The organism is Acinetobacter towneri DSM 14962 = CIP 107472 (assembly GCF_000368785.1).
Taxonomy (GTDB): Bacteria; Pseudomonadota; Gammaproteobacteria; order Pseudomonadales; family Moraxellaceae; genus Acinetobacter; species Acinetobacter towneri.
This window is the reverse complement of the sequence record NZ_KB849690.1, coordinates 60,487-85,947: the sequence shown is the minus strand read 5'-3', so window position 1 is coordinate 85,947 and position 25,461 is coordinate 60,487. Positions and strand designations below refer to the sequence as shown.

Below are 25,461 nucleotides of genomic sequence, written 5' to 3'. Positions count from 1 at the left end.
TTTACTCGAACAATGCTTGAATAAGACGAACTACGTGTTGAGTTGCATCAGGCTGCGCCTGCTGACGGGCTTTGACCGCCATTTCAGACAACAATTGACGATTCATTAACGGGGTTAATAATGTTGTTAAACTTTCAGGTGTCATGCTGGCTTGCGGACAGATTTTTGCTGCACCAAGATCGGCTAAAAACTTGGCATTGGCAGTTTGGTGATCATCCACCGCACTAGGCAATGGTACAAATACTGCTGCAACACCTGCAGTCGCGACCTCGGTTACCGTGAGTGCGCCCGCACGACAAATAATTAAATCGGCATCACTATAGGCTTTGGCCATATCTTCAATAAAAGGCTGTACCTCAACCTGTAAGTGGTCAGGCTTGTGTGCATAACGTGCCTGCGTCGCTTCGGCATGGTTTTGCCCACATTGATGATAAACATCTAAAGCGACATTTAGTTGCTTTAACGCTTCAGGTACACATTCATTTAAGGCTTGTGCACCTAGTGAACCACCCACAATTAAAATACGAATTGGCAAGCCTGCTTTTTCACGTTCCTGATAGCGCCATGCAGGGCTTAAGGTCGCAGTGATTTCTTCACGAACAGGGTTGCCTGTGGTGACAATTTTGTTACTGTTTGGAAAGGTATTTGGGAAAGCCTGACACACGGTTTTTGCCACACGTGACAATTGAGTGTTGGTAAAACCCGCAACTGCATTTTGTTCGTGAATCAGCACAGGAATACCCAAAGCACGTGCTGCCAAGCCACCTGGCCCTGCCACATAACCACCAAAACCTGCAACAGCATCAACTTTTAATTGCTTCATGTAACGCACAGCACTGAGCGTTGCGCCTAAAATTTTAAATGGTGCAGCCAGTTTACGGATCAAACCGTTGCCACGTACACCTTGAATATTAATTTGGTAAATTGGGATATTATGATTTTTAAGCAGACGATTTTCCATGCCCGTTGGGGTCGCCAACCATGACACTTGAATCCCTTGTTGCTGTAATTGTTTTGCGACGGCCAAAGCGGGAAAAACATGTCCACCTGTACCTGCGGCCATCATCATGACATGTTTAGGCTGTTGTTGCTGTGCGTCAGTCACGGTTTAATTCTTCAACTCAAAATAAGGCAAATAAAAATCTTGTATAAGCTATCAATTGTAATCACAAACGCATGGGCTTGAAAGGTTATTTACTTTTTTTCACCAAGTGCTTGATTGTTTTTTTCTACAGATTTTCAAGTTTAAACTAGTTTTATTATTAATCTACGGAAAATGTTAAGTTTTATTCAATTTTACCTGCTTTGATTGATCTATTTTGCAAAGTGTTTAAGTTGTTTTTTGTATCCACGTCTCTAAAAACAAGGCCGCTTTCAAATAGAAAACGGCTTTTGTATTGATACAGTGAGCATAAAGCCCAAACTTAGTTGGGACGACCTGCTTCAAGTACGGTAAATAAATCATCGGCAATGGATGTACCAAACTGTGCATCAATTTCACGAATACACGTTGGACTGGTCACGTTGATTTCAGTGACATAGTTGCCAATCACATCTAATCCGACAAAAACCAAGCCTTTTTCACGTAAAAATGGCCCGACTTTGGCGGCAATGGCTTTGTCATTTTCAGTCAATGGACGTGCTTCGCCTAAACCACCTGCAGCTAAGTTGCCACGCACTTCGCCATTTTGTGGAATTCGTGCCAAACAATAAGGCACAGGCTCACCATTAACCATGAGGATGCGTTTATCACCATCTACAATTTCTGGAATATAGCGCTGCGCCATGATTGGCTGAGTGCCGTTGTTGGTCAGAATTTCAATGGTTGAGCCAATATTGACCCCATCTTGGTACAAACGGAAAATTCCCATGCCACCCATGCCATCGAGCGGTTTAACGATCACATCACCATGTTGCTGAATAAATTCACGAATCAGGCTTTGTTGTGAAGTGACCAATGTCGGAACTTGTAGTTCTGGGAATTGAGTCGCAAACAGCTTTTCATTACAGTCACGCAGGCTTTGCGGCTTGTTGATGATCCATGCGCCTTCGCGTTCAGCTTGCTCTAAAATATATGTGGTATAAACGAAATTCATGTCAAAAGGCGGGTCTTTACGCATGAGAATGACATCATAATCAGCTAAGGATTCTTTGCGTTTTTCGCCCAATTCGTAATAATGGTTATAATCTTCAAAGACTTTGAGCGATGCAATCAGACCAAATGCCTTGCCCTGATCAATATATAAGTCTTGCTGTAATGCATAGCCCAAGGTATGCCCACGACGGCTTGCCGCCCATAACATCGCCATGGTTGAGTCTTTTTTCAAATTGACACTTTCGATGGGATCCATCACAACAAGTACGCGCATATTTCGGTGCTCTTTTGAAGAATTGAATAAGCAAAAGTATAGCGGAGTTTGGCTTTGGTTTTGCTGCAATTTTCGTAACGCTTCATCCACAATCATCATGCACTTGGGAGTACGCGATGCAACAAGCAATTATTGGTTTTCATTTAGATGAAGAAAATGATTGGGTCGCAGATTTGGCCTGCGGTCACGGGCAGCATGTGCGGCATAATCCGCCGTGGCAAAACCGCCCGTGGGTAATCACAGAGCAAGGGCGCAAGGAAAAGTTGGGGGTGATGCTCGAGTGTAAGAAGTGTGAGGAGGAGACACCAATCTAAATCACTGTCTCCTTAGTGTCTCCGATACAATAATATTTCTCAATTAAATTTGTTACATCCAAAACAATTTAAAGGGGAAACTGAAATGCCAAAATTAACTAAAGAACTCGTAGTAAACTGGCATATTACAGAAGCATGCAACTACAAGTGTGATTATTGCTTCGCAAAATGGGATAGCGATAGTAAAGAGGTTTTGCACTCTCAAATAAAAATTGAAACTCTAATTGAGCAAATTGAAAACATTAGACATATATTAAACAAATCAAGTCAAACCGTTTATTTTGATCAATTACGTCTCAATTTAGTCGGAGGCGAGACTTTTCTTTATATGAAACAATTGAAAAATATTATCAATTTATCAAAAAAGTATAATTTCAGGCTTTCTGCGATTACTAATGGCAGTCTATTCAATGAAATTGATATGAAGTTTATTGCTCAGAATTTTTCGTCATTAGGTATTAGTGTAGATTCTATAAATGAATACACCAATTTAGCTATTGGACGTACATCTAAGCAAAATACCTTTAATCCGTCTCAAGTTTTAACAGCTATCAATAAAATTAAAAAGTATAACCCTATGATAGAAATAAAAATTAATACTGTCGTCAATAAGCTCAACGCATCTGAGGATTTAAGCTACTTTATTTCTCAAATCCAACCTAATAAATGGAAAATTTTTAAACTTTTACCTGTTTATTCAAATAAATTAGATATCACAGAGCAAGAGTTTCATCAATTTATTGAAAAACACTCAAGCTTCAAGTCTATTATCAGTTCAGAGAATAATAATGATATGACTGAATCATATTTAATGATTGATCCACTAGGACGTTTTTTTCAAAATGGTTACACGAGTGGGTATAAATATAGTTCTCCATTATGGCAAGTTTCAGCAGAAACTGCATTAAAGCAAATAAAATTTGATTCTCAAAAATTTGTCAATCGTTATAAAAAAATCTTTTAATTAAAAAGTTAGAAGAAGCTCTTAAACTCCATAAGAGCTTTTTTTTCATCCCAAGAACACTCTTGTTCTAATAACTTAAATTCCATAAATACAATATATTTTTTAAACTCATCAATTGTTTCCTGACTGATACTCTGATTCATCATGCGATGTCTAGCTTTTTGTACTCTTTTGTAAAAACTTTCCCCTCGATTTTTCACATCAAATTCAGAACAAAATTCTCTTAAATTACCTTTATAACATTGCTCTAGAAGAGTATTAAATTTATCGGTAACCTCTGTACTGCTGCCTACCACTTCGGCATTCCCCCTGTGATCGATTCATATAATATTGTGTAGATTTCACCACTTTGTCATAATCAATTTGAATAAGCTTATTTATCACACATTCACAATACTGTTCTGTTTCTAACAAGCTTAAATTGGATGTTTGGAATATTCTAGCCTCACATGCTTTTTCAAATTTTTGAATATTTTTATCCGTCCATGAATTATTATCTACCAAACTTTTATATCCCATAAAAGCTACTGGCAACCCTATTAATGTAGCCCAAATCCAATTTTTATACTTATGCTGTTTTTCTGTACCATAAAACATTAAATGAGATTGACAACCGCCACATTGGTAAAGACCTGTTTTTCGAGAGTCGATGATTAACCTGTTATCACGTCCACATTTCGGGCAACGTATATACGCATACTTTTCTAATTCAGACATAATAAAAATAAAAAAAGGGTGATAAAACACCCTATTTTATATAAAAAATAATGATTTAGATACCATACTTCACACGGTATGCTTCCATTTTCGCCAAGGCCTCTTTTTCACCTTTGACATCTAAATAATTCATTAAATCTTTCATGGTAATTAAAGCATGCACAGGAATTTCCAACTCTTTTTGCACTTCCTGAATCGCAGACAAATCGCCCTGACCTTTTTCTTGACGGTCTAAAGCGACCAATACACCCGCAATTTGTGCACCTGCATTTTTCAAAATGGTCACCACTTCACGAATAGCGGTACCCGCAGTGATCACATCATCAATAATCCATACTTTTTTACCCTCAACTGCAGCACCCACCAACACACCACCTTCACCATGGTCTTTGGCTTCTTTACGGTTAAAACCCCACGGCACACTTACGCCATGATTTTGTGATAAAGCCACTGCTGTAGCTGCTACAAAAGGAATACCTTTATAAGCAGGCCCAAAAATAACATCTACGTTTTTGCATTTCATGAGTTGATCTGCATAGCCCGAAGCCAATAGGGATAAAGCTTCGCCATCATTCAACAAACCTGCATTAAAAAAATAAGGACTCACACGACCCGATTTTAAAGTAAACTCACCAAATTTAAGCACACCACGTGATAAGGCGAGTTCGATAAAAGCTTGCGGGTTAAATTGAGCTGGCGATGTCATGAGGTGCTCCAAATTAATACATTGAGGTAAGACCTGAGCATGATACCAAAGAGTAGCTATCCGAGTGATCAAAAAATTCTTCGAGTGGTTTCAATTAACGTCAATGGGTTGCGTTCATCGATAAGCAAAGGCTTACTCGAATGGTTGGAAAAGTCTGAAGCAGACGTGATTTGCATGCAGGAAAGCCGCATCACACACGCCCAATGGACCGATAAATTTAAGCCAGAAGGCTGGCACACGCATCTTTTCCCTGCAGAACGCGCAGGCTACGCAGGGACAGCTATTTATAGCCGTTTGCCGTTTGTTTCTGTGCAAAATGGTTTAGGCTTTGAATTGGCCGATTCTCAGGGTCGCTTTATCAGTGCTGAATTTGATGTAGGACTGGATCACCCAATTTACATCTGTTCACTGTATTTGCCTTCTGGCTCTTCAGGTGAAGAAGCCCAAATGCGGAAAGATCACTTTTTAGAAGAGTATCAAAAAATTCTAAAACAGTGGCGTGAAGACAATAAATCGATCATTGTCTGTGGCGATTACAACATTGTGCATAAGCGCATTGATATTAAAAACTGGTCAGGTAACCAAAAGTCTTCAGGTTGCTTACCGCATGAACGTGCATGGTTAGATCATATTTATAATGACTTGGGCTATGTCGATACCTTCCGTGAAGTACGCCATGAAGCAGAGTTGTATTCTTGGTGGTCAAATCGCGGGCAAGCCCGTGCCAAGAACGTTGGTTGGCGGATTGATTATCATGCCTGTTCACCCGACTGGAAAGCACGCACTGTCAATGCTTGGGTGTATAAAGAAGAATGGTTTAGTGACCATGCTCCCGTGATTATTGATTATAAGATTTAGGGTCTATTGACATTTCATAAATGGTTTGCGCTGTAGGCTAAAACTGAGCAGATCAGGCATGAAACGCAGGGAATAGTGGGTCTATTGCCAAGTTTCATAACGCAATCTGAGAAAGTTTTAGCCACAGCCTGAGCAAAAACAAGCACTGCTTTGTTTGCAGCGCAAGGCGCAGCGAAGGACGAGCATATTTTTTTGCTGCTATTGCGTTATGTGCCAGTCATTTAGAATGGCTAAATTTCCTGTCCCATGCCTTATATCAGCTAAAAATATGCGTCGTCGCAAACATAGACGAATTGTCAATAGTCCCTTATTCACACAAATTTCACAGCCTACACGAGTGAACAGTTGTTCACTCAACTGAGGTTCAATTCGCACATAATCTGTCGACTTTGTGTATTTATCTTCAAGTCGATTCAGCGCATTATTGCATCACGGCAAAGGGACAGTCAGGATGACACAAAAGGATTGGAAGCCGAAGGATGGAAAATAAACTAACTGGTTTTGGTTAGTTTCAAGGATGTAACAATGGACGTTAAAATGAGACCCGCATAATCAGGATGATTAAATGCGGGTTTTCTCTTTTTATCATCTTATTTTCTGTTTTGCGCTGTTACTGTTGTTCTTCACTGTATTTTTTATTTTCACTAAAGTCTGTTCTTATCAAGTTTTTCATTTTTTTCTGTTTATGCGTCCCATTTTAGAGCGATCAAGTGTCAATTTGGTGACATCGGTATGACGTATTGATGACACATACCATTTAAACAGCCAATCATTGTTCACTGCAAGTTTCTAGCACTTAGCGCTGTTTTGGGCTAGGCTATAGCCAGTTTGATGATATTAACGTGAAAAAAATATGTTAAAAATTTATGGGATTAAGAACTGCAATTCAATGAAAAAAGCCTTCGATTTACTCAATGAATTGGGGCTAAGTTATGAGTTTCACGATTATAAAAAACAAGGGATCGATGCCGACACTGTCAAAAGTTGGTTAGATGCGCTTGGGCAAGATGTAGTACTGAATAAAAAAGGCACCACTTGGCGCAAACTCAGCGAAGCAGAACAGCAAGCTGCTTTGGCCAGTGAAGCCAACTTAATTGAAGCACTTTGCACTCACACCAGTTTAATTAAACGTCCTGTCTTAAAAACTGAATCAGGCTTTATTGCGGGTTTTGATGAAGCGGCTTATCGTGCTTTAGGTTAAGTTTAAAAAAATACCAATAAAAAACCTGCTCACATGGAGCAGGTTTTTTTATATCCTGTGCAATATGATTTCAACTGCACAGGTGGAATACATGCTTAGTTCGCACGAATCCATGTTTGGTTACGACCCAATGCCGCTACACCAATGAAACCACGCAATTCCAGTTTCTTACCACCATCGGCAAGTTTACCTTTTAGCTTGTAGGTTTTACCTGTTTGCGGGTCAAGAATTGAACCACCATCGTAGCTCGTGCCGCCTGTATTTTTCAGACCGCGAACAATGGTCAAACCTTTGAGTGATTTGTTGTGATACGGACCTTCACATTTTGTACAGGCATTTTCTTCACCAGGCGTTAAAATTGACTGAATGCTTGCGGTTAAAGTTCCATTTTTTTGCTCAGTAAATCTTACCGTGGCTTTGGGTTGTTTGGTTTTGTCGTCAATTGTTTTCCAAACTGTGCCGTTAAGCGGATCTGCAGCATTGGCCAAAGCGCTTAAACCTAACAGCCCGAATGCAAGTGCAATTTTTTTCATTGTTTTGTTTCCCTGGTCTACTATCAGACAACTTTATTATTAAAAAGTCACAACAAATTTGCAATTTTTGAATGTGACCGTTTAGTGTACCCTTGTAAATTATGTTGGTAAATACACAAATATCCGATCAAATAAAGAACAAGATGGAAAAATCATGAAGATTAACCCCATGTGGAAACAAATTATTACAGAGCAGTTTTTAAAAACCACCATTCGCAAACCAAGCCAATTTAATTTACCCCCCAATTCTGTACGTTTTGCACTAGAACAAATGTGCCGTTTATTTCCCATGCAAAAGTCGGTGCAGGTACGCGCGCTGCGTTTAGCAGGTCTGCATGCCGAAGAATTAAAACCACAGAATGCTGCAACACAGCTCATTTTTCATATTCATGGCGGGGCTTTTTTTCTGGGTTCGTTAAATACCCATCGAGCATTTTTGAGTCAAGTTGCGGCACGCACCCAAATGCAAGTGATTCATGTCGATTATCCGCTTGCACCTGAGCATCCTTTTCCACATGCTTTGGAAGCCGTGTTTGATGTCTATCAAAGTCTGTTGGCGCAAGGTATACACGCCAAAGATATTATTTTGTCAGGAGATTCTTGCGGTGCAAATTTAGCGTTGGCGCTAGCTTTAAAAATACGTGATGAGCAATTGCCGCAAGTGAGTGGCTTAATGCTGCTGTCACCATTTTTAGATTTAACCCTCACCAGTGAATCCTTGCGTTATAACAGCAAGCATGATGCCCTGCTGTCAATTGAAACGCTGGAAACAGGCATTGATTACTATGTACCGCCTGAACTTGATCGGGCAGACCCGCAAATTTCGCCATTGTTTGATGATTTACACGAATTACCACCAGTTTTAGTACAAATTGGCTCTAAAGAAATTTTGCTGGATGATGCAACACGTTTTAAAGAAAAAGCCGAACAGGCAGGCGTAGAAGTGCATTACAAACTCTACACGGGTATGTGGCACAATTTTCAAATGTTTTCACCGTGGTTTGAAGAAGCCAAACGTGCATTGGCAGATTTAGCAGAGTTTGCACATCGGCAAGATCAGAGCTAAGTTCAACCATAACAAGGCTTTGCTAACCAACCCTTTTAGCCGATCCATCTATATAAAAAAAGCTCAGCACCCTCAAGGCACTGAGCTTTTTTTATTGAAATAGTGGGTTAAATCGCCTGAATTTTTTGCATCGCATTGGCAACAGCTTGGTCTTTAAATTCCGACATACTCACCCCTTCAGCGCGAATAATTTCTACATCATTCACCCCTGTAAAGTTGAAGATGGTTTTCAAGAAATCTTCCTGAAAATCGGCAGGGCTGTTATCACCATACACACCGCCACGGCTACTGGCGATATAGGCTTTTTTCTCACCCGCCAAGCCTACAGGCCCTTGCTCGGTATATTTAAAGGTTTTACCTGCCACGCTGATGCGATCAATCCATGCTTTTAAAGTTGAAGTCAAACCAAAGTTATACATGGCTGCACCCACCACCACGACATCGGCATCAATATATTGTTGGATGATTTTTTCACCCAAAGCCGCTTGTTCTGCATCCTGCCCCATTAAAATTTCGGCAGTTAAGTGCGGAATCGGCTGTTGTGCCAAATCTAAATAATCGACCTGTGCATTGCTATTTTTTGCAGTCAATTGTTGCACAATCGCTTGGCTTAACTGACGTGAAACTGAGTTTTCACCTAAAATACTCGAGTCGATGTGTAAAATTTTCATGGGGATGTTCCAATCTTGTATTCATTTAATAACGCTATTTTAATCGTGCAGCGTAAATAGAATAATTGGGAAAACTAAGACACTATGTTTTATTTTTGGAACAAAAAAGACCACTTTACCGCACAAAAACTTCCGCAGTATTTTTCCTAATCCTGCTTTTTCCAAGTCATTTTGCTGGTTTTTGATAAGGCTCTAAATAATTGACCCACATTGCTTCTTGTGATGCGGCGTGTACCCAAGCGCGCATAGCAGGATGCTGCATCACCAGTTGCATATACTGCTGACTTTCTGCGCTCACGGGCAAAGCATAAGTCATAAAACGTGTCACCACAGGGGCATAAAAGGCATCGGCAATGCTGAATTCACCACATAAAAAGCCACCTACAGTTGGGCGTGTTGCCCAAATCTGTTCAATGCGAGCCACATCCTGCCTCAAACCTGCATGTTCTTGCCATAATTTTGCGCCAACTTCCGCTAAATTGGCGCGAATATTCATCCCACATAAACTGCGTAAATCTGTAAAACCGCTGTGCATTTCTGCACAAATACTGCGTGCCCAAGCGCGTTGTTGTGCATTACGTGGCCACAGGGCTTGCTCTGGAAATTGCTCAGCCAAATATTCACAAATGGCAAGAGAATCCCAGACCAATAATCCATCATGCAATAAAGCAGGTACTTTACCGTTTGAGTTCACTGCCAGCACCTGCTGTTTAAAATTACCCTCACCACGCTCGCATGGAAAGTTCAGTTGTATTTCTTCAAAAGCCAAATCAAACGCCTTCAGTACCAACCACGGGCGCATCGACCAGCTCGAATAATTTTTATTGGCAATATACAGCTGCATCATGGCGATGACTCCTGTGTGGTTTGAAGTTGCTGCAGTTGATTTAACAAGGTGCTTTCGTTAAACGCACCCGTTAAACGCAGACTGCGAATTTCTTGTTGTTGTGCATCCAAAAATAAAAAGGTAGGTGGCCCTAAAATTTCCCATTTATTCAGCAAAGCTTGATGACTGGCATCGTAATGGCTTAAATCGAGTTTAATTAAATAAAATTCTGCAAGTGCCTGTTTTACAGTGGAAGATGTCAATACCTGTTGCTCAATCGGACGGCACGCCACACACCAATCGGCATAGACATCTATAATCATGCGCTGATTTTTCGGAGCTTGGGCAAGTAACTGTTGTAATTCCGTTGCAGTCGTTGCACGGTGCCATTCTAAAACCGCATCGTTTTCCTGCTGCCAAAAACGCTGGCTGTGTTGATATTGGTTATAAATCAGATACGGCACCACCACCAATAACGCACTCAGATAAATCGCCCGCAGCGTACCATGATAGCCACTCAAACGATGCAGCACATAGCCGACAAAACCCACTCCAAGTGCCAAACTAAGCCATTGCATCCATGCTTCACCCAATAACGGACGAATGAAATACAACGCCAATGCCAACATAATAAAGGCAAACAGCACTTTGACTTGATGCATCCACAAACCTGCGCGTGGTAAAGCTTTTGCCCCAAGCACACTGGCCAATAATAACGGCGTACCCATACCAAAACCGAGCGTAAATAACAGCAACGCCCCCTGCATCTGACTTTGGGTTTGTGAAATAAACAATAACGCCCCTGCCAGTGGTGCAGTCATACACGGGCCGACCAAAAGTGCCGACAACATGCCCATGAGTGCAGCACCCGCCAAATTACCGCCTTTTTGCATGGATTGTGCCTGATCGAGTCGGTTGACCCAAGCACGTGGTAACTTGATCTCAAACAGTCCAAACAAATTTAAGACAAACAACACAAACAGTAAACTAAAGGCAATTAAAGTAGCAGGTTGTTGTAACCAACGCTGAAAATTCAAACCTGCGGATGACGCAATTAAACCCAATATGGCATAAACCATTGCCATGCTACAGACAAAAACCAGAGTAATCGTCCACGCTTTGACACCTTTATGTTCACGCACCAACAAGGAGGTCAAAATGGGCAACATCGGCAAAGAACATGGAGTAAAGGCCAATAAAACCCCTAAACCAAAAAACAGTAGCAAGCCATAAGCAAATGAACTCTGTGCCAGTTTTTCTGACCACATTTGATCTTGTGCAGTGATGGGTTGCGCTGTCGCAACACTTGTTGAGGATGCTAGCGTGGAATTGGCAGGTGTTGTCGAAAACACATTCTGGGTTGGGTTACTGTGTCCACCCCACAGATTTTTTTGTGCTGCGCTTTGATTGTCTAAAATCACCAAACCAGTGCTGTCTGTCTGAAATTCAATGCGCTGTGGTGGATAACAAAGTCGATCTTGCGCACAACCTTGCCAGCTCACTTGATAGCGCTGTGCAGCCTGCGTGGGAATTTTAAAACTGACTTGTTGATAATAAACCTGAGTATGTCCATAGTTTTCATCATAAACATCTTCTGCGGGAGGCAACTCTAAAGCCAGTATTTGCTGTCCATGCTCAACCTTAAATTGATGCTGATACAAATAATACTGTTCAGGCATGTTCCAGCGCAGTTCGGCTTGTTGGGGATTGACCGATTCAACGCTAAACTGAAAGGCTTGTTCGGGTGGGAGTAAAGGTGCTTCTGCGTGTAGGCTTAGCGAACACAATAAAAGTAGACTTGCGAGCAGACAAGATAAGCCCCTATTCATATAGCGAAAAATATCAGCCATTAGATCAACAGCAGCTTGCCAAAAGGTCTGAAATAAGGACTGCTTCATGTTCTGCTCGCCTCGGCATGAACTTTATTAGGATGAAAACGAATCTGCAGCAAGCTTGATGAGTTTAGCCTGCTGCAACATACAACGTATTTTAAAGCTTTAAATGGTTTAAATGGCTTAGAACAAGAACGCCATACCTAAACCTGCATGGTAACTTTTATCTGCACCGTCTAAATCTACACCGACACTGGCATCCAGCTGAGTGCGTTCATTCAGTGCGTAAATCACCCCCGAAGTTAAGCCATATTCATTGTCCTGACTTTCTGCTTTACGATAGACCAATTCTGAAAAACCTGACCATTGATCGCTTAAACGATACTGAATATTGGGAATTGCTGTAACCGCCCAATCGCTATTTTGTACATCGTAACGCATGTTGATGCCTGTTTTTAACAGCTCACTGTATTGATAGCTGACTGCCGTACCCAAGCTATAAATATCATCTTCTTCGCTAAAGCCATCATTGCCTGTGGCAATTAGCGCTTGCAACAACACGGCCATAGAAAGTTTGTCATCATTTAAGTCAATGGCTTGTTTTAAACCAATGCTGACATCACCCAAACCATCATCTTCAACCGATTGACCTGCAGTTTTGCTTTTGCTCCATGCAGGCCCTTGCCAGCCCAGCTGTAACTCTAAATCTTGCGCCAAACCTGTACGTAACAGCATGTCAGCATTAAGGCGAGTAGTTTTAACTTTTTCGCCCGAAGCATCGTTACTTTCTTGATAACTTGCACGTGGCAAAGCCTGTTCCCAAGCCAGTTTCCCTACAGGTGTAATACCCGTACTCATTCCTGCACCAGGACGATCAAACTCAAAATCTGCCGCGCTCACCTGCATGCTGATGCCTGCCGCCACGATTAACCCAACTGTTTTTAATGCTGACATATTTTTATCTCTGCTCTTAGGCCAATTCTTTGCTCATTTTTGCGCCATAACGACGCAACAATTCTAAAGTCTGCTGTTCTTCTAGCAAAGCATCCGACCACTGAATTTCATCAAAATCACAATCAAACAATAAATCACTAATTGAAGATAAAATCGTTAAACCATCTTCATCTTTGCTGTTCGGATCGACTTTTTCATCTAATAAACGCTGTACCGCAGGAACACATGCTGCAGAAGCCGCATCCCACAATGGGCCGTAAATTTCTTCGGCATCCCATAAATGCAAATTCACTTTGGCTTGAATCAAGGCCTCTAAAATATCTAAATGCACTTGCAAATCTTGCTGTTTTTGCTGCTCTGTGAGTGGCTGACCTGCTTCATATGCTTCGCAGACTTTTTCCCACCATTGAAATAAACCATCTGACCAGACTGAAATTACAGGGCCTTTTTCGGCATCCATAAAGTTAGGGTCTAAACCGTCTGCCAATAGGCGTTGCACTTGGGCAAGGTCTAATTCTTCTATTGCTTGCACCAAGACTTGTTGTTGCGCAGTTAACATGCAGAGAGCTCTCTTATTCAATGTTTAATTTAGAACTATTATGCCCAATAAAGCGACATTTGTATGAGATAAATGTCAGCAAATCGTGAATTTAGTGCATTGGCTGCATGCAAACACAAAAAAGCCCCGCAAAATTTGCGAGGCTCTTGGAATCTGTCTGATCCTTATTCGTCGTCGCCACCAACATCTGTATCTACAAATTCTGGGCGAGCACCACGAGGATTCTCATTTTTCTCAAACGCATGTTCTAGGCTGCGTTTTAAACGGTCAATCGCACCGTGAATGGCTGTATCAATATTATGACCACGATGATTCACAACCACTGGTTTTAAACCTGCTGGACGTGCTTCAATCATACAACGAATGTCGTCATCACCGCCTTTTTCACCATTTTCATCACTAAAATGCACTGAAAAATGGGTAATACGCTCACTGTGGCGTTGGAATTCATTATTCAGTTCTTCACGAACGTAACTAATTAATCGATCACTGTTTTGAATGTTTTTATCGGTACGGATTTCAATGTTCATGATTTCATCCTCTTGCGTTCGTTATTTCTGAATCTTGTTGTGCCAAAATCTTACACATAATTTTATATATATGTTTTGGCGTGTTTATAATGTGCTGTTTTTACAGCATAAAGTACATCTTCAACTTAGTTTGGAATCACTTCCTCCTACGTGAATGATGAACACTTTTAATTCTGCAGAACCGTGTCCCTATACCTTGAATATCGGGCCTATCTGAAAAATATGCAAGCAATATTTATAGAAAAGCAGCAAAAGAATAACCCTTTTATCACCAATTTCAGCTTAGATGCTCAATAAGCGATCAATTTGGATAGCACCATGTTGTTCAATCTATTGCCAATAAGAAACTTGATGCTTTTAAAGGGTTTAGTTACATCTGCAATATTCGCCTTTGCATTTTGACCATTGGTTTTAAATCGTTTAAAAAACACTCAACCCAAAAACTGATAAAAAACACCCAAAAATGACCCGTCAATAATCGAATTTTGCTTTATTTTTGCTAAAGGATCTGTATCCTTGAAACGCTTTTATTGGGGTCTATTTTTATGAAACTTACACATATTGCTGCGCTGTGCGCAATCTCCACTGCTGCAACTTTTACGCAAGCTGCACCGATTTGGCAAGATTTTAGCGTGACAGGTTTATACGGTGAAAATTACAAATCACCTTTTTTAACTGGCGATCAAGAGATTGAACAAAGCACTGTAACTTTTGAATACGCTGCTGGTTTTAAATATGGTGATTTTTTTGCCTTTGCTGACCGTTCAAACAATGATGTAGATGGCAATGACACTTACTTTGAAGTATCACCACGCTTAAGCTTAGGCGCTGTTTCTGGTCAAAAACTTGCCTTTGGTCCAATTAAAGATGTTTTAATTGCAACCACTTGGGAAGGTGGCGAAGGCTTTAACAATTACCTATACGGTATTGGTTTTGATCTTGAGCTTCCATATTTCAAATATGCGCAATTGAACTTCTACAAAGCAGATAATGATAAAGATATCTCTCAAGATGATTATCAAATGACGTTTGCTTACGGTCTTCCATTTAAAGTCGGTGTTGAAGACTTTTTAGTAGATGGTTTCCTTGATTGGTCTACTGCAGAAGATGACCACGCTAGCGAACTCAACTGGACTACACAATATAAATGGAATGCAGGCAAACACATTTCGCCAAATACACGTTTATATGTCGGTATCGAACACTCTGTTTGGAACAACAAATACGGTAATAAATCAGGCATCAATCAAAACGATGTCAGCGCATTGGTCAAATACCACTTCTAAGCTGTATTTTTCGCTGTTCAAAAAGCAAGACCTCGGTCTTGCTTTTTTATTGGTCGTTAAAATAGTTTCCAATAAATATGCTTTGCTCATAACCATGCAGCCCATTTGCACTTAGCGCAAAACTCCGCTACATTGAGTTAAATTTCAAATAAAAAGCACTGTGAAGCCCACATGCAAAAAACCGATTTCATTATTCTGCTGTTTTGTGCGATTGCTGCAATTTTGCATGGCATGAGCGGTTTTGGTTTTCCTATGCTCAGTACGGCTGCGGTGGCGATGTTATATCCACTCAGTACTGCGGTTGCTTTGGTTCTGATTCCCTGTTTGCTTCTCAATATCTACATGCTGCGGGGCGATGCCACACAATCTATATTCAGCAGTTTATATGGCTACTGCAAAAAATATTGGGGTTTAATCTTCAGTGCGCTGATTGGCAGCTATTTGGGCGTCAGTTTGCTGCTCATTCTGAACGAAGGTTATTTAAAATTGGCAATGGGCGTACTGATTTTATTGTACGTGGCCGATCAATTTCGACAACGTCCTTTGCAAATTTCTGCCTCACTCAAAAATATGCTGATTTTTGGTTTGCTGGCAGGTGTGATTGGTGGTGCGACCAATGCCATGGCACCATTTCTAATGATGTATTTACTCAGCACTCAACACAGCAAAACCGATATTGTGGTGATTAGCAACTTAAACTTTATTATTTCCAAACTCATTCAATTGGCAGTTTTATATCCAGTAATTCAACAGTTTAGCCACATACAATTAAAAGTTTTAGCCCTGATTTGCATCATCTCTATGCTGATGGTGTATATCGGCAGTCTGATTCGTAAACAAATTTCCCAGACATTATTTAAGCAGATTGTATTTACGTTATTGGGTTTTATGGCACTTTACGCGATTGCTCAAGGATTATTCATCATCCAAACATCACCTGCTTTATTGATATAAATCAGACCAATAAACATAACAAATGGAAAATTATTTAGATTTTTTTTGGCTTAAATAATTATTTACACCTATAATTAAGACCAGCTTAAAAAACAGTCTATTCAGACTGCTTCGGTCGTTTGCATCGACCAATCTTCCCTCTTTTCTTTTAATTCCTTTTGACGGAGTGAACTTCTATGGAAAATAACCATATAGAAGTGCCAGCCAATATTAAGCGAAAAGAACTGATCAAGACCTGGGTGATTGTTGCAATTGCAGCCCTGCTCTCTTTCGGTTTATACAATGTCTTGCCCTATGATGAAAATGCAAATAAGGGTCTAAGTCTGTTGCTTTTTATTGGTATTTTATGGCTCACCGAAGCTGTACACATTACCATTACCGCGCTTTTGGTGCCAGTGCTTGCCGTAATTTTGGGCATGCCTGTAGAAAATGCCAGCAAAGTGCTTGAGCCAATTAGCACCAGCAAGGCATTGGCGACTTTTGCCGATCCTGTTATTTTCCTGTTCTTTGGTGGTTTTGCTTTAGCGACTGCACTGCACATTCAGAAACTGGATCGTAAAATTGCGATGTGGATTATTTCCATGTCGGGCGGTCACTTGGGGATTTCGGTTTTATCTATTTTTATTGTCACTGCTGCGTTGTCGATGTGGATTTCCAACACAGCCACGGCGGCGATGATGTTACCGTTGGCGCTGGGTTTGTTATCACACCTCGATGCCACTAAAGAGCGTAAAACCTTCGTTTTCATTTTATTGGGGATTGCCTACTCTGCCAGTTTAGGTGGTTTGGGTACGTTGGTAGGTTCGCCACCAAACGCTATTGCAGCCAAAGCGTTAGACTATGACTTTGCTGACTGGATGAAAATTGGTTTACCAATGATGCTGATTTTGCTACCAGCAATGTTGGTCAGCTTATATTTGGTATTGCGTCCAAATTTAAATCAAAAAATTCATTTTGAAACTGAAGTAATTCCTTGGACCAAAACCCGTGTTGCAACGATGATTTTATTCGTATGTACTGCAGTGGCGTGGATTTTTGGTAAAAAACTTAGCGAAACCTTTGGTATTAGCCAACCCGATACATGGACTGCATTAACTGCTGCATGTTTAGTGGTTATGCTAGGTACTGCGTCTTGGAAGCAAGTGGCTGAAAATACCGATTGGGGCGTGTTATTACTGTTCGGTGGTGGTTTAACCCTCAGTGCGATCTTAAAAGATTCAGGCGCATCTTTGGTATTGGGTCAAACCCTTGCCAATACCTTTGGTGATACTTCGCCATTGGTAGTGATTTTTGCGGTGACCATCTTCATTATTTTCTTAACTGAATTTACCAGTAATACAGCGTCTGCTGCGTTATTGGTTCCTGTATTTGCTGCAATTGCAGACCAAATGGGTATTCCAAAAGAAATTTTAGTGGTGATTATTGGTATTGGTGCATCGTGTGCCTTTATGTTACCTGTGGCAACGCCACCAAATGCGATTGTATTTGGTACAGGTCAAATTAAACAAAGTGAAATGATGAGTGTGGGCATGGTGTTGAACGTCATGTGCGTATTTATTATTTCATTATTTGTATATTGGTTCTTTAGTTAAGGATCAATAAAAAATGGAGCACAAGATGCTCCATTTTTTTCGCCTCAATTTTAGAATATTTTTAATCATCAAATCATTACCTAAATAAATTCGCTATACTCAGGACATAATAATTTAGACACAATGAGGAGGGTTAAATGGCTAAGTTTTTAAATACGAGCGCGACCAATTTTTTCTTAGAAGAACTGATAAAAAATGCCAAAGAAAGGTTAATTTTAATTAGCCCATATTTACGTTTAAATGACCGTATTAAAGAGTTACTTGAAGATAAAGATCGACTCAAAATTGATATTCGAATCGTTTATGGAAAAAGTGATTTACATCCTGATGAAATAAAATGGATGCAAAAACTTGATTTTGTTCGGCTCAGTTTTTGTAAAAACTTACATGCTAAATGCTATCTCAATGAATCTGAATGTATTATTTCTAGTCTAAATCTTTATGAATTTAGCCAAATTAATAATAACGAAATGGGCATTTTGATTCGCAAATATGAAGATCAAGATGTCTTTAAAGATGCTTATGAAGAAGCGCAACGTATTATTCGTATTAGTGATGAAGTTAGAATTAGTTTAGATGAAGTGAAAGCCGAACCAACAAATGAATCTGTTGAAGAAACCAATGACAATAATGTTGGTAAATTAACATCATCTAAACTTGCAGCAAAACATAAAATGAAAACCAATGAATTGTTGGCTCATTTTACCGAAAAAGGCTTATTAAATATCAATGATGCTGGAAAGCACATACTCACTCAACAAGGCAAAGACGTAGGTGCAGAATTTAAAACCAGTCAATATGGTGGATATTTTTTATGGCCTGAAAATATTGAATTATAAACACCAATCAAAATTACAATAAAAAGCATCCATTACTTTTTTGAAATAATGGATGCTTTTTCTAAATTAAATCAGCTTAAACCGCCAAATCGGCTAAATTACCTTTCTGCTCTAACCACACTTTACGGTCTGCAGAGCGTTTTTTGGCCAGCAATTTATCCAATAAACCCGCGGTAAAATGACTATCATCCAAATCCAATTGCACCAAACGGCGTGTATTTGGGTCCATCGTGGTTTCACGTAACTGACTGGCATTCATCTCACCCAAACCTTTAAATCGGGTAATTTGCGGATTTTTGGTTTTGGCTTTTTTCAGCGTATTTTCTAGCTCATCTTCATCTAGCGCATAATGCACATCTTTACCGTCATCAATACGGAATAACGGCGGCATGGCGACGTATAAATGCCCATCTTCCACCAAACTTGGGAAATGTTTCACGAATAAAGCACACAGCAAAGTGGCAATGTGTAAACCATCTGAGTCGGCATCGGCCAAAATACAAACCTTACCGTAACGCAATTCAGATAAATCATCACTACCTGGGTCAACCCCAATCGCAATTGCAATATCGTGTACCTCCTGCGAACCCAAAACCTCGTCCGAAGACACTTCCCACGTATTTAAAATTTTTCCACGAATTGGCATGATCGCCTGAAAGTTTTTATCACGCGCTTGCTTAGCAGAACCACCTGCAGAGTCACCTTCTACAATAAACAGTTCCGATTCTTCACGGGTTTGTCCCACGCAGTCGGCTAATTTACCCGGCAAAGCTGGGCCTGAAACGATTTTTTTACGTTCTACTTTTTTCGCTGCTTTTAAACGACGACCTGCTTTGGAAATTGCCATTTCTGCCAATTGCATGGCAATGTCAGAATTTTGGTTCAACCACAAGGCAAAAGCATCTTTGGCGATATTCTGCATAATGCTTGCCGCTTCACGGCTCGATAAACGCTCCTTGGTCTGCCCAGAAAACTGCGGCTCTTGGAACTTTAACGATAAAATGTAGTTAACCCCATCCCAAACATCTTCGGCAGATAGCTTTAAATTGCGCGGCAATAAATTGCGTAATTCACAGAACTCACGTAAAGCATCGGTCACACCAGAACGTAGTCCATTGACATGCGTACCGCCTTGCGCAGTCGGAATCAAGTTGACATAACTTTCCTGAATTTGCTCGCCACCTTCTACGTTCCAACAAATTGCAAATTCTGCACTAGCACGTTCTGCCTCACCTGTCGCCACAAAAGCAGGAGCAGGTACAATCTCACGATCTTCCAGCTCATCCATCAAATAGTCGACTAGACCATTTTCAAACTGCCAGACAATTTTTTCATCGTTAATTTCATCAATGTAATGAATTTCTAAACCTGCAGCCAGTACCGCTTTGGCTTTTAAATTGTGCTTTAAGGCTTTTAGCGCAAATTTAGGTGAATCAAAATATTTAGCTTCAGGCCAGAAATGTACCAACGTACCCGAAGCACGTTTTGGCGCTTTGCCTTCCAAGACTTCTAAAGGTGCAGCGGCTTCGCCCTGATCAAAAGCCATTTTATACAGGTTGCCCTGACGCTGTACGGTCACTTCAACCCGACTGGACAAGGCATTCACTACAGAAATACCGACCCCGTGCAAACCACCCGAAAATTGGTAGTTGTCGGTGCTGAACTTACCGCCTGCATGCAGCTTGGTCAGAATAATTTCAATCCCGCTTTGCCCGTATTCTGGGTGAATATCGACAGGCATACCACGGCCATTGTCTTCTACCGACAAAGAGCCATCTTTATAGACTTTTACGGTAATTTTATTGGCATGCCCTGCAAGTGCTTCATCCACCGCATTATCAATAACTTCTTGCGCCAAATGGTTTGGACGTGTGGTGTCGGTATACATGCCCGGGCGACGACGTACTGGATCTAAACCAGATAAAACTTCAAGAGATTGAGCGGTATATTGAGACACGTTGTACTGTTTCCTTAAGCTAGGGAATCCGATAAAAATTGCAGTAACATCGGAATTTTGTCTGCAAAATCATCCATGGCATGATTGCCGTGCGCTTCAGTCATGATCATGGCCGAAGGTGAGGCAGCACTATAATAACGCTGCGCTTCACGATAATCCAAAACTTCATCGCCTTGTTGCAATAACACCAATATTTTGTCTGCATCTTGCGCAACTGGCAACGCAATGTCTGCTAAGTCATCCAATTGCGCTGCAGTTAAGCTCCAGTTCGGATGTACCACATAGGGCAGCACATCGCCAAACAAGTCCTGAAACAATTGCCATGGTCGCATAGCAGGGTTAATCACAACAGCAGGCACATGATGCTGTGCGACCAGTTGTGTCGCATAAAAGCCGCCTAGACTGCTGCCCACCAATGCCACATTGGGCAAACGTCGAATCAATGCCGATACGTTTGCCAAAACCGCTAAAGGTGGAGCATTTAAATCGGGCAAATGCATCTGAATATCAGGGCGATGCTGCTGCACATAGGCATACAATAGCTGCCCTTTCATGGACAAAGGACTGCTCTGAAAACCATGTAAATAAATTAAATTCATGCGTGACATTTCTAAGTAACACCATTCAATTTTTGGCTGATACAGCACTTATTTTGCGTTTTTAATTTAATTTTCATGGAAAAATGCAATTGTTAGACAAAAAGATGCGAACATCTTGGCATTCATCGGTATTTTACAAGTAGTTCAAGATGAACACGATAAAATAAAAGTATCGGGTTTGGTGACAATTCATCTAAAAATTTACAGTCCTGTAAATTCATGAAATGCCAACAGACCCTTGAGTTTATACCGCGAACCCAAGTAAAAATAAAGCGTTCGGTATATGGGAACACAAGGGGCAACACAGTATGCCAAGTTTAACACCGCTGCATGAAACCTATTGTAGATGGGACCGTACACCTCCAAGTCAGGCCGATATCTTAGAAGGCTTGGCACAGTTGGTCAGCACGCGCCTGAATGCCGTGATGAGCGAAGTGATTCAAACCATTCAGCGTGAAGTTTTGCTCAGCGTATTTGGCATGAGCGAACAACGCTCGCAAAAGTTTCAAAAAACCGCGACTTTTCAAAAGCTGTATAAGTTTGCCTTTCACAGCTTACAACAATACGGCTATCACTTTGTTGCGCCAGGTTTACGTCAAATTATTGCGCAATTTCCCAACTTACATGACAAAGCACTCACACCAAGCCTGCATTTTTTAGTCGGTGTACTGAATGGCGTATTGGGAGATTATCTACTCGAACAGCAAAATCCGCTCGCCTTACCTATGGTGCTCTATGACCATTATGGCGAAGTCCAACAAGGCGATTTGTCTGGGCGTGTGGTGATTTTTGTGCACGGTTTATGCCGCAATCACCTCGATTGGACTACACACCAATTTGGTGGTTTTGGTGAAAAATTACTGGCACAACGTGACCATAACACCATGTTATATCTGAATTACAATACAGGGCGTCGCATTTCTGCCAATGGCCGCAGTCTTGCCAATACCTTAGATGATTTAATTCAGCGTCATCCTAAAATTACCAGTATTGATTTAATTGGGCACAGCATGGGTGGCTTGGTGTCGCGCAGTGCGCTGTTTTACGGTAAGCAAAATTTGCAGCACTGGATTCACTTGGTCGAAAATCTGGTCTGCTTGGGTTCACCACATCATGGGGCTGTTTTGGAGCGTTTTGGTTTCCATTTACAGGAAAAATTAGGTCGCTTTCCTATTGTGAAAATTGTCGGGCATTTGGTCAACATTCGCAGCAACGGCATTTTAGATTTGCGCTATGGCAGTGTGCGAGATGATGACTGGGAACATAATCAGGCACGAATTGGACAGGTCGATGACAACCGCAAACCTGCACCTTTGCCAACCCATATTAATGCTTATTTCGTGGCAGGCAGTATTGAGTTCGAGAAAAAGCAGAACCTGACCCGCAAAGTCATTGGCGACTATTTGGTCAGTGTAAAAAGTGCTTTGGGGGAGCACCCTAACCCACGGTTTCAATTAAGACTGCCTGAATCACACAAAGCTGTGTTCTATGGTCTGAACCATTTTCAGTTGCAATATCATCCGAGTGTGGCAGAGCAATTGGTGAAATGGTTTTATCCTGCGCATGAAGAAGTGCCAGAGCAGCAAATTCGTGAGTTTATTGGTGATTGGTCAAGCTTAGAAGGCATCGCGCTCACCTAACATAGTCTAAACAGTTCAAAATACGCTACAACACGATGATTGGTAGATGGATTTTCAACAGCCCCTAAATACACAAATAAAAAAGCGCCATCTACATTGAGATGGCGCATTTTTATCAATTCAGTGAGCAAGTAGCCCGAATTTATTTTTTCTTCACTTTGCCAAATGTAGTCGATGCCACAAACGGATAGTTACGCAGCAATTGCCATAAACTGATGAGTGCCAACACGCTAAAGAACAGCAATGACCACACGGGTAAAGACTGCCCCAAGAACGTCCAATCAATCACAGCACATTCACCTGAACCCGACAGCACTTGTTGCAACACAGCTTTCATGGGTAAAGCATCTACCAAATAATCCAGTCCTGGGCCGCAGCTTGGCACTTGATCAGGCGGTAAGTTTTGCAGCCAAACATGACGTGCTGCCACACCCACCGACCATAAAATTCCAATACTGCCGAACAGCGCATAAATACGCTTAACCACGTTAGATTTAGGGTTATGCACAAAGGCAATCAGTGAAACCAAGCCCAATGCAATTAGGCCCACCCGCTGAAAAACGCACAGTGGACACGGCGCTAAACCTTGCACATGCTCCAAATACAATGCAAATGTCATCCCAATGACACTGGCTAAAAATAAAACACCACTTAGCAGACGATAACTCAATTGCATGTTTAAATCTCTGAGCTGTTATCTATATTGTGCGACATAGTCTGCAAAACTCAGACCTTGTGCTTGTTCAAGTTGTTGTTGTTGCTGAATAGATTGCACTGCAATTTCATCAAAATATGTTTGTGTTTCAGGACGAAGCGTATGTTGTTCATACGCATGTGCATGTTGCTGTGCCATATAACTGCCAAAGCCCCACGTACCACCATGACGAATAGTATCGGCAATCATGTGTGCCGACAGAGTTTCATCGACTTCATGCAAACGCACCATCATGCGTTCTAAAGCTTGAGAATACAGCTGCGTCGCATAACTTTGGTCGAGTAAAGCAGCCAAAGGTTGCATGGCGGTGACATACTGCTGTCCCCACGCTTCAATTGGGGTTTTAACATCGCTCTCTTGAATGTGCGCATTTGGCGCACGCCCACGATTGACCACTTCGGCCTGATTTTTTTCGATGATGCTTTGTTCCGCATCTAACAAGGTTGGGCTGTCTTGCAACAAACAATACAATGCTAAGACTTCCAAAAAGCCTGCGGTATGTTCATCTATCCCAATTGGGCTATACGGATTAACATCTACCGCGCGTAATTCGACATAACCAATACCACGATTGGCAAGTGCTTGAGATGGGGTTTCACCTTCTTGTGGTACTTGTTTTGGGCGCACCAAACTGTAGTACTCATTTTCAATTTGCAGCACATGGTCATTAATTTGAATTGGCTCACCCGTGGCATCATCTAAACCTAAGCGGCTAAATGGCAAGTACGGGGTTTTTACGGCTTTTTGCAAACCATCCAAATAACCCGTTAAATCATTGTAATGAATACCAAGTTTTTTCTGCGCCGAGTTTTGATAGCCAAAGTTACCCATACGCAATGCAGTCGCATACGGTAAATACAACGTGCCTCTTAACAACGGCAGCAAATGATGTTCACGCCCCGTCATAAAACACTGACAAACCGATGGACTTGCACCGACTAAAAACATCACCAATGGTGTTAAACGAATAAAGTTACGAATTAAACCTAAATAACGATGACTACGATAATCTTGCAAACTCAGTGCTTTGAGCTGCTCATCACTTTCATGTTGTTGCAAGGCGGCAAATAAATGTTCAGGGAAGGATAAATTATAATGCACCCCTGAAATGGTCTGCATACGGCGACCATAGCGCACACCTAAACCACGGCGATACAAAGTTTTAAAGCGCCCAATATTGGAGCTGCCATATTGCGCCAGTGGAATACCGTCATCGGTTTCATCAAGCATACATGGCATCGACAGCGGCCAAAGTTTTTCACCTTCGCCTAAGTGTTGATGCACCACGCTATGAATATCTCGCAAATAATCAAGCGCGTGTTGAATGCTGCTTTGCGGTGGAGTAATGAACTCCATCAACGCTTCGGAATAGTCCGTAGTAATATGCGGATGTGTGAGTGCCGAACCCAAGGCTTGAGGATGTGCTTGCTGCGACAAGAAGCCATCGCTTTGCATACGCAGACTTTCGCGTTCAATCCCGCGCAACATCCCTTGAAGCAACGCAGCGTCTACCCATGTTGGTAGAACATCTTGCGCATTTGGTTCGGGTTGACTCATTACACTCTCGCTTAATCCAATACACTACAAATACGACATAAACCACAGGCTGATTTTGGGTCGGTGGCAATTTTCTCTATCATGCAGATGATCTGAGATGAAATTGCTACCGTTCAAGTATAACTTGATTTGGCATCAGCACATGCGCTTGGGCTGTTTTTTCTAACAAAATGATGATTTTGGGGCATGCTGACATTTTATAAAGTGGTCAACGTCAATAAA

General features: G+C 41.2%; 26 protein-coding genes. 10 read left to right on the top strand and 16 right to left on the bottom strand.

Annotated elements, in window-relative coordinates; all coding sequences use genetic code 11:
- Nucleotide 1 precedes the first annotated feature (1 nt).
- Both murG and gshB read right to left on the bottom strand, forming a co-directional pair.
- Nucleotides 2-1,105: an undecaprenyldiphospho-muramoylpentapeptide beta-N-acetylglucosaminyltransferase gene (murG, locus tag F947_RS07680; protein WP_004974229.1), complete on the bottom strand. Its 1,104-nt coding sequence runs from the start codon at nt 1,103-1,105 to the stop codon at nt 2-4.
- A gap of 319 nt (nt 1,106-1,424) precedes the next feature.
- Nucleotides 1,425-2,369: a glutathione synthase gene (gene gshB / locus F947_RS07675; protein WP_004974228.1), complete on the bottom strand. Its 945-nt coding sequence runs from the start codon at nt 2,367-2,369 to the stop codon at nt 1,425-1,427.
- Nucleotides 2,370-2,485: 116 nt separating this feature from the next.
- Here gshB and F947_RS07670 point away from each other — a divergent pair, with 116 nt between their 5' ends.
- Together F947_RS07670 and F947_RS07665 are read left to right on the top strand one after the other, a co-directional pair.
- Nucleotides 2,486-2,683: a DUF3565 domain-containing protein gene (locus F947_RS07670; RefSeq protein ID WP_004974221.1), complete on the top strand. Its 198-nt coding sequence runs from the start codon at nt 2,486-2,488 to the stop codon at nt 2,681-2,683.
- Between the two features lie 85 nt (nt 2,684-2,768).
- On the top strand, nt 2,769-3,647 hold the full coding sequence (locus F947_RS07665) for a viperin family antiviral radical SAM protein (RefSeq protein ID WP_004974219.1): 879 nt from the start codon (nt 2,769-2,771) through the stop codon (nt 3,645-3,647).
- A gap of 8 nt (nt 3,648-3,655) precedes the next feature.
- Here F947_RS07665 and F947_RS07660 read toward each other — a convergent pair whose 3' ends face one another.
- From F947_RS07660 to pyrE, 3 genes are read right to left on the bottom strand one after another with little or no spacing between them, the layout of a single operon-like run.
- Nucleotides 3,656-3,943 (bottom strand): hypothetical protein, encoded by a 288-nt coding sequence (locus F947_RS07660; protein ID WP_004974218.1) that lies wholly within the window; start codon nt 3,941-3,943, stop codon nt 3,656-3,658.
- Nucleotides 3,912-4,364: a hypothetical protein gene (locus F947_RS07655; protein ID WP_004974216.1), complete on the bottom strand. Its 453-nt coding sequence runs from the start codon at nt 4,362-4,364 to the stop codon at nt 3,912-3,914. Before F947_RS07655 ends, F947_RS07660 begins: the two co-directional genes overlap by 32 nt.
- 55 nt (nt 4,365-4,419) lie before the next feature.
- Nucleotides 4,420-5,070: an orotate phosphoribosyltransferase gene (gene pyrE / locus F947_RS07650; RefSeq protein WP_004974213.1), complete on the bottom strand. Its 651-nt coding sequence runs from the start codon at nt 5,068-5,070 to the stop codon at nt 4,420-4,422.
- Between the two features lie 39 nt (nt 5,071-5,109).
- Between pyrE and F947_RS07645 the strand changes: the two genes are divergently transcribed.
- Entirely contained in the window at nt 5,110-5,928 is an 819-nt protein-coding gene (locus F947_RS07645) for an exodeoxyribonuclease III (RefSeq protein ID WP_004974212.1), read from the top strand.
- 853 nt (nt 5,929-6,781) lie between these two features.
- Complete coding sequence (locus tag F947_RS07640) at nt 6,782-7,129, top strand: Spx/MgsR family RNA polymerase-binding regulatory protein (RefSeq protein ID WP_026438350.1); 348 nt, start codon at nt 6,782-6,784, stop codon at nt 7,127-7,129.
- 95 nt (nt 7,130-7,224) lie between these two features.
- Here the strand turns inward: F947_RS07640 and F947_RS07635 are convergent, their stop codons facing one another.
- Nucleotides 7,225-7,662, bottom strand: a complete 438-nt coding sequence (locus tag F947_RS07635) for a DUF2147 domain-containing protein (protein WP_004974208.1) — start codon at nt 7,660-7,662, stop codon at nt 7,225-7,227.
- A gap of 154 nt (nt 7,663-7,816) precedes the next feature.
- Between F947_RS07635 and F947_RS07630 the strand changes: the two genes are divergently transcribed.
- Nucleotides 7,817-8,728, top strand: a complete 912-nt coding sequence (locus F947_RS07630; protein ID WP_004974206.1) for an alpha/beta hydrolase — start codon at nt 7,817-7,819, stop codon at nt 8,726-8,728.
- Nucleotides 8,729-8,835: 107 nt separating this feature from the next.
- Here the strand turns inward: F947_RS07630 and F947_RS07625 are convergent, their stop codons facing one another.
- From F947_RS07625 to F947_RS07600, 6 genes are all read right to left on the bottom strand, one after another.
- Nucleotides 8,836-9,399, bottom strand: a complete 564-nt coding sequence (locus F947_RS07625) for an FMN-dependent NADH-azoreductase (RefSeq protein ID WP_004974205.1) — start codon at nt 9,397-9,399, stop codon at nt 8,836-8,838.
- 166 nt (nt 9,400-9,565) lie between these two features.
- Nucleotides 9,566-10,246, bottom strand: a complete 681-nt coding sequence (locus F947_RS07620) for a glutathione S-transferase family protein (protein ID WP_004974204.1) — start codon at nt 10,244-10,246, stop codon at nt 9,566-9,568.
- Nucleotides 10,243-12,075, bottom strand: coding sequence for a protein-disulfide reductase DsbD (gene dsbD / locus F947_RS07615; protein ID WP_026438349.1), 1,833 nt, complete (start codon nt 12,073-12,075; stop codon nt 10,243-10,245). The genes F947_RS07620 and dsbD overlap by 4 nt, the downstream gene beginning before the upstream one ends.
- A 165-nt stretch (nt 12,076-12,240) precedes the next feature.
- The gene (locus F947_RS07610) at nt 12,241-13,011 is read right to left on the bottom strand and encodes a transporter (protein ID WP_004974200.1); all 771 of its coding nucleotides are present in this window, start codon (nt 13,009-13,011) and stop codon (nt 12,241-12,243) included.
- Between the two features lie 16 nt (nt 13,012-13,027).
- A complete protein-coding gene (locus F947_RS07605) occupies nt 13,028-13,570 on the bottom strand; it encodes an ankyrin repeat domain-containing protein (RefSeq protein ID WP_004974192.1) in 543 nt (180 codons plus the stop codon).
- A 164-nt stretch (nt 13,571-13,734) separates the two neighbouring features.
- On the bottom strand, nt 13,735-14,100 hold the full coding sequence (locus F947_RS07600; RefSeq protein ID WP_004974190.1) for an HPF/RaiA family ribosome-associated protein: 366 nt from the start codon (nt 14,098-14,100) through the stop codon (nt 13,735-13,737).
- Between the two features lie 545 nt (nt 14,101-14,645).
- On the opposite strand from F947_RS07600, the gene F947_RS07595 reads away from it, so the two are divergent.
- The 4 genes from F947_RS07595 to F947_RS07580 all read left to right on the top strand — a co-directional run bounded on the left by F947_RS07595 (nt 14,646) and on the right by F947_RS07580 (nt 18,771).
- Nucleotides 14,646-15,386: an outer membrane protein OmpK gene (locus F947_RS07595; protein ID WP_004974189.1), complete on the top strand. Its 741-nt coding sequence runs from the start codon at nt 14,646-14,648 to the stop codon at nt 15,384-15,386.
- Between the two features lie 171 nt (nt 15,387-15,557).
- Nucleotides 15,558-16,340, top strand: a complete 783-nt coding sequence (locus tag F947_RS07590) for a sulfite exporter TauE/SafE family protein (RefSeq protein WP_004974188.1) — start codon at nt 15,558-15,560, stop codon at nt 16,338-16,340.
- A 176-nt stretch (nt 16,341-16,516) separates the two neighbouring features.
- Nucleotides 16,517-17,932: an SLC13 family permease gene (locus F947_RS07585; RefSeq protein ID WP_004974185.1), complete on the top strand. Its 1,416-nt coding sequence runs from the start codon at nt 16,517-16,519 to the stop codon at nt 17,930-17,932.
- Between the two features lie 137 nt (nt 17,933-18,069).
- Complete coding sequence (locus F947_RS07580) at nt 18,070-18,771, top strand: phospholipase D family protein (protein WP_004974184.1); 702 nt, start codon at nt 18,070-18,072, stop codon at nt 18,769-18,771.
- 76 nt (nt 18,772-18,847) lie between these two features.
- Here the strand turns inward: F947_RS07580 and parE are convergent, their stop codons facing one another.
- A complete protein-coding gene (parE, locus tag F947_RS07575) occupies nt 18,848-20,728 on the bottom strand; it encodes a DNA topoisomerase IV subunit B (RefSeq protein ID WP_004974183.1) in 1,881 nt (626 codons plus the stop codon).
- 14 nt (nt 20,729-20,742) lie between these two features.
- Nucleotides 20,743-21,327, bottom strand: a complete 585-nt coding sequence (locus F947_RS07570; protein WP_026438348.1) for a YqiA/YcfP family alpha/beta fold hydrolase — start codon at nt 21,325-21,327, stop codon at nt 20,743-20,745.
- A 308-nt stretch (nt 21,328-21,635) separates the two neighbouring features.
- Here F947_RS07570 and F947_RS07565 point away from each other — a divergent pair, with 308 nt between their 5' ends.
- The gene (locus F947_RS07565; protein WP_004974178.1) at nt 21,636-22,967 is read left to right on the top strand and encodes an alpha/beta fold hydrolase; all 1,332 of its coding nucleotides are present in this window, start codon (nt 21,636-21,638) and stop codon (nt 22,965-22,967) included.
- 142 nt (nt 22,968-23,109) lie between these two features.
- On the opposite strand, the gene F947_RS07560 is transcribed toward F947_RS07565, so the two are convergent.
- Together F947_RS07560 and gshA are read right to left on the bottom strand one after the other, a co-directional pair.
- Nucleotides 23,110-23,643, bottom strand: coding sequence for a disulfide bond formation protein B (locus F947_RS07560; protein ID WP_004974176.1), 534 nt, complete (start codon nt 23,641-23,643; stop codon nt 23,110-23,112).
- 18 nt (nt 23,644-23,661) lie between these two features.
- On the bottom strand, nt 23,662-25,239 hold the full coding sequence (gshA, locus tag F947_RS07555) for a glutamate--cysteine ligase (protein WP_004974175.1): 1,578 nt from the start codon (nt 25,237-25,239) through the stop codon (nt 23,662-23,664).
- Nucleotides 25,240-25,461 lie beyond the last annotated feature (222 nt).

Excerpts from the sequence above, each read along its gene's own strand:
- gshB (WP_004974228.1), bottom strand. The coding sequence starts at position 2,369 with ATGCGCGTACTTGTTGTGATGGATCCCATCGAAAGTGTCAATTTGAAA.
- F947_RS07670 (WP_004974221.1), top strand. The coding sequence starts at position 2,486 with ATGCAACAAGCAATTATTGGTTTTCATTTAGATGAAGAAAATGATTGG.
- F947_RS07665 (WP_004974219.1), top strand. The coding sequence starts at position 2,769 with ATGCCAAAATTAACTAAAGAACTCGTAGTAAACTGGCATATTACAGAA.
- F947_RS07655 (WP_004974216.1), bottom strand. The coding sequence starts at position 4,364 with ATGTCTGAATTAGAAAAGTATGCGTATATACGTTGCCCGAAATGTGGA.
- pyrE (WP_004974213.1), bottom strand. The coding sequence starts at position 5,070 with ATGACATCGCCAGCTCAATTTAACCCGCAAGCTTTTATCGAACTCGCC.
- F947_RS07645 (WP_004974212.1), top strand. The coding sequence starts at position 5,110 with ATGATACCAAAGAGTAGCTATCCGAGTGATCAAAAAATTCTTCGAGTG.
- F947_RS07640 (WP_026438350.1), top strand. The coding sequence starts at position 6,782 with ATGTTAAAAATTTATGGGATTAAGAACTGCAATTCAATGAAAAAAGCC.
- F947_RS07635 (WP_004974208.1), bottom strand. The coding sequence starts at position 7,662 with ATGAAAAAAATTGCACTTGCATTCGGGCTGTTAGGTTTAAGCGCTTTG.
- F947_RS07630 (WP_004974206.1), top strand. The coding sequence starts at position 7,817 with ATGAAGATTAACCCCATGTGGAAACAAATTATTACAGAGCAGTTTTTA.
- F947_RS07625 (WP_004974205.1), bottom strand. The coding sequence starts at position 9,399 with ATGAAAATTTTACACATCGACTCGAGTATTTTAGGTGAAAACTCAGTT.
- F947_RS07620 (WP_004974204.1), bottom strand. The coding sequence starts at position 10,246 with ATGATGCAGCTGTATATTGCCAATAAAAATTATTCGAGCTGGTCGATG.
- dsbD (WP_026438349.1), bottom strand. The coding sequence starts at position 12,075 with ATGGCTGATATTTTTCGCTATATGAATAGGGGCTTATCTTGTCTGCTC.
- F947_RS07610 (WP_004974200.1), bottom strand. The coding sequence starts at position 13,011 with ATGTCAGCATTAAAAACAGTTGGGTTAATCGTGGCGGCAGGCATCAGC.
- F947_RS07605 (WP_004974192.1), bottom strand. The coding sequence starts at position 13,570 with ATGTTAACTGCGCAACAACAAGTCTTGGTGCAAGCAATAGAAGAATTA.
- F947_RS07600 (WP_004974190.1), bottom strand. The coding sequence starts at position 14,100 with ATGAACATTGAAATCCGTACCGATAAAAACATTCAAAACAGTGATCGA.
- F947_RS07595 (WP_004974189.1), top strand. The coding sequence starts at position 14,646 with ATGAAACTTACACATATTGCTGCGCTGTGCGCAATCTCCACTGCTGCA.
- F947_RS07590 (WP_004974188.1), top strand. The coding sequence starts at position 15,558 with ATGCAAAAAACCGATTTCATTATTCTGCTGTTTTGTGCGATTGCTGCA.
- F947_RS07585 (WP_004974185.1), top strand. The coding sequence starts at position 16,517 with ATGGAAAATAACCATATAGAAGTGCCAGCCAATATTAAGCGAAAAGAA.
- F947_RS07580 (WP_004974184.1), top strand. The coding sequence starts at position 18,070 with ATGGCTAAGTTTTTAAATACGAGCGCGACCAATTTTTTCTTAGAAGAA.
- F947_RS07570 (WP_026438348.1), bottom strand. The coding sequence starts at position 21,327 with ATGAATTTAATTTATTTACATGGTTTTCAGAGCAGTCCTTTGTCCATG.
- F947_RS07565 (WP_004974178.1), top strand. The coding sequence starts at position 21,636 with ATGCCAAGTTTAACACCGCTGCATGAAACCTATTGTAGATGGGACCGT.
- F947_RS07560 (WP_004974176.1), bottom strand. The coding sequence starts at position 23,643 with ATGCAATTGAGTTATCGTCTGCTAAGTGGTGTTTTATTTTTAGCCAGT.
- gshA (WP_004974175.1), bottom strand. The coding sequence starts at position 25,239 with ATGAGTCAACCCGAACCAAATGCGCAAGATGTTCTACCAACATGGGTA.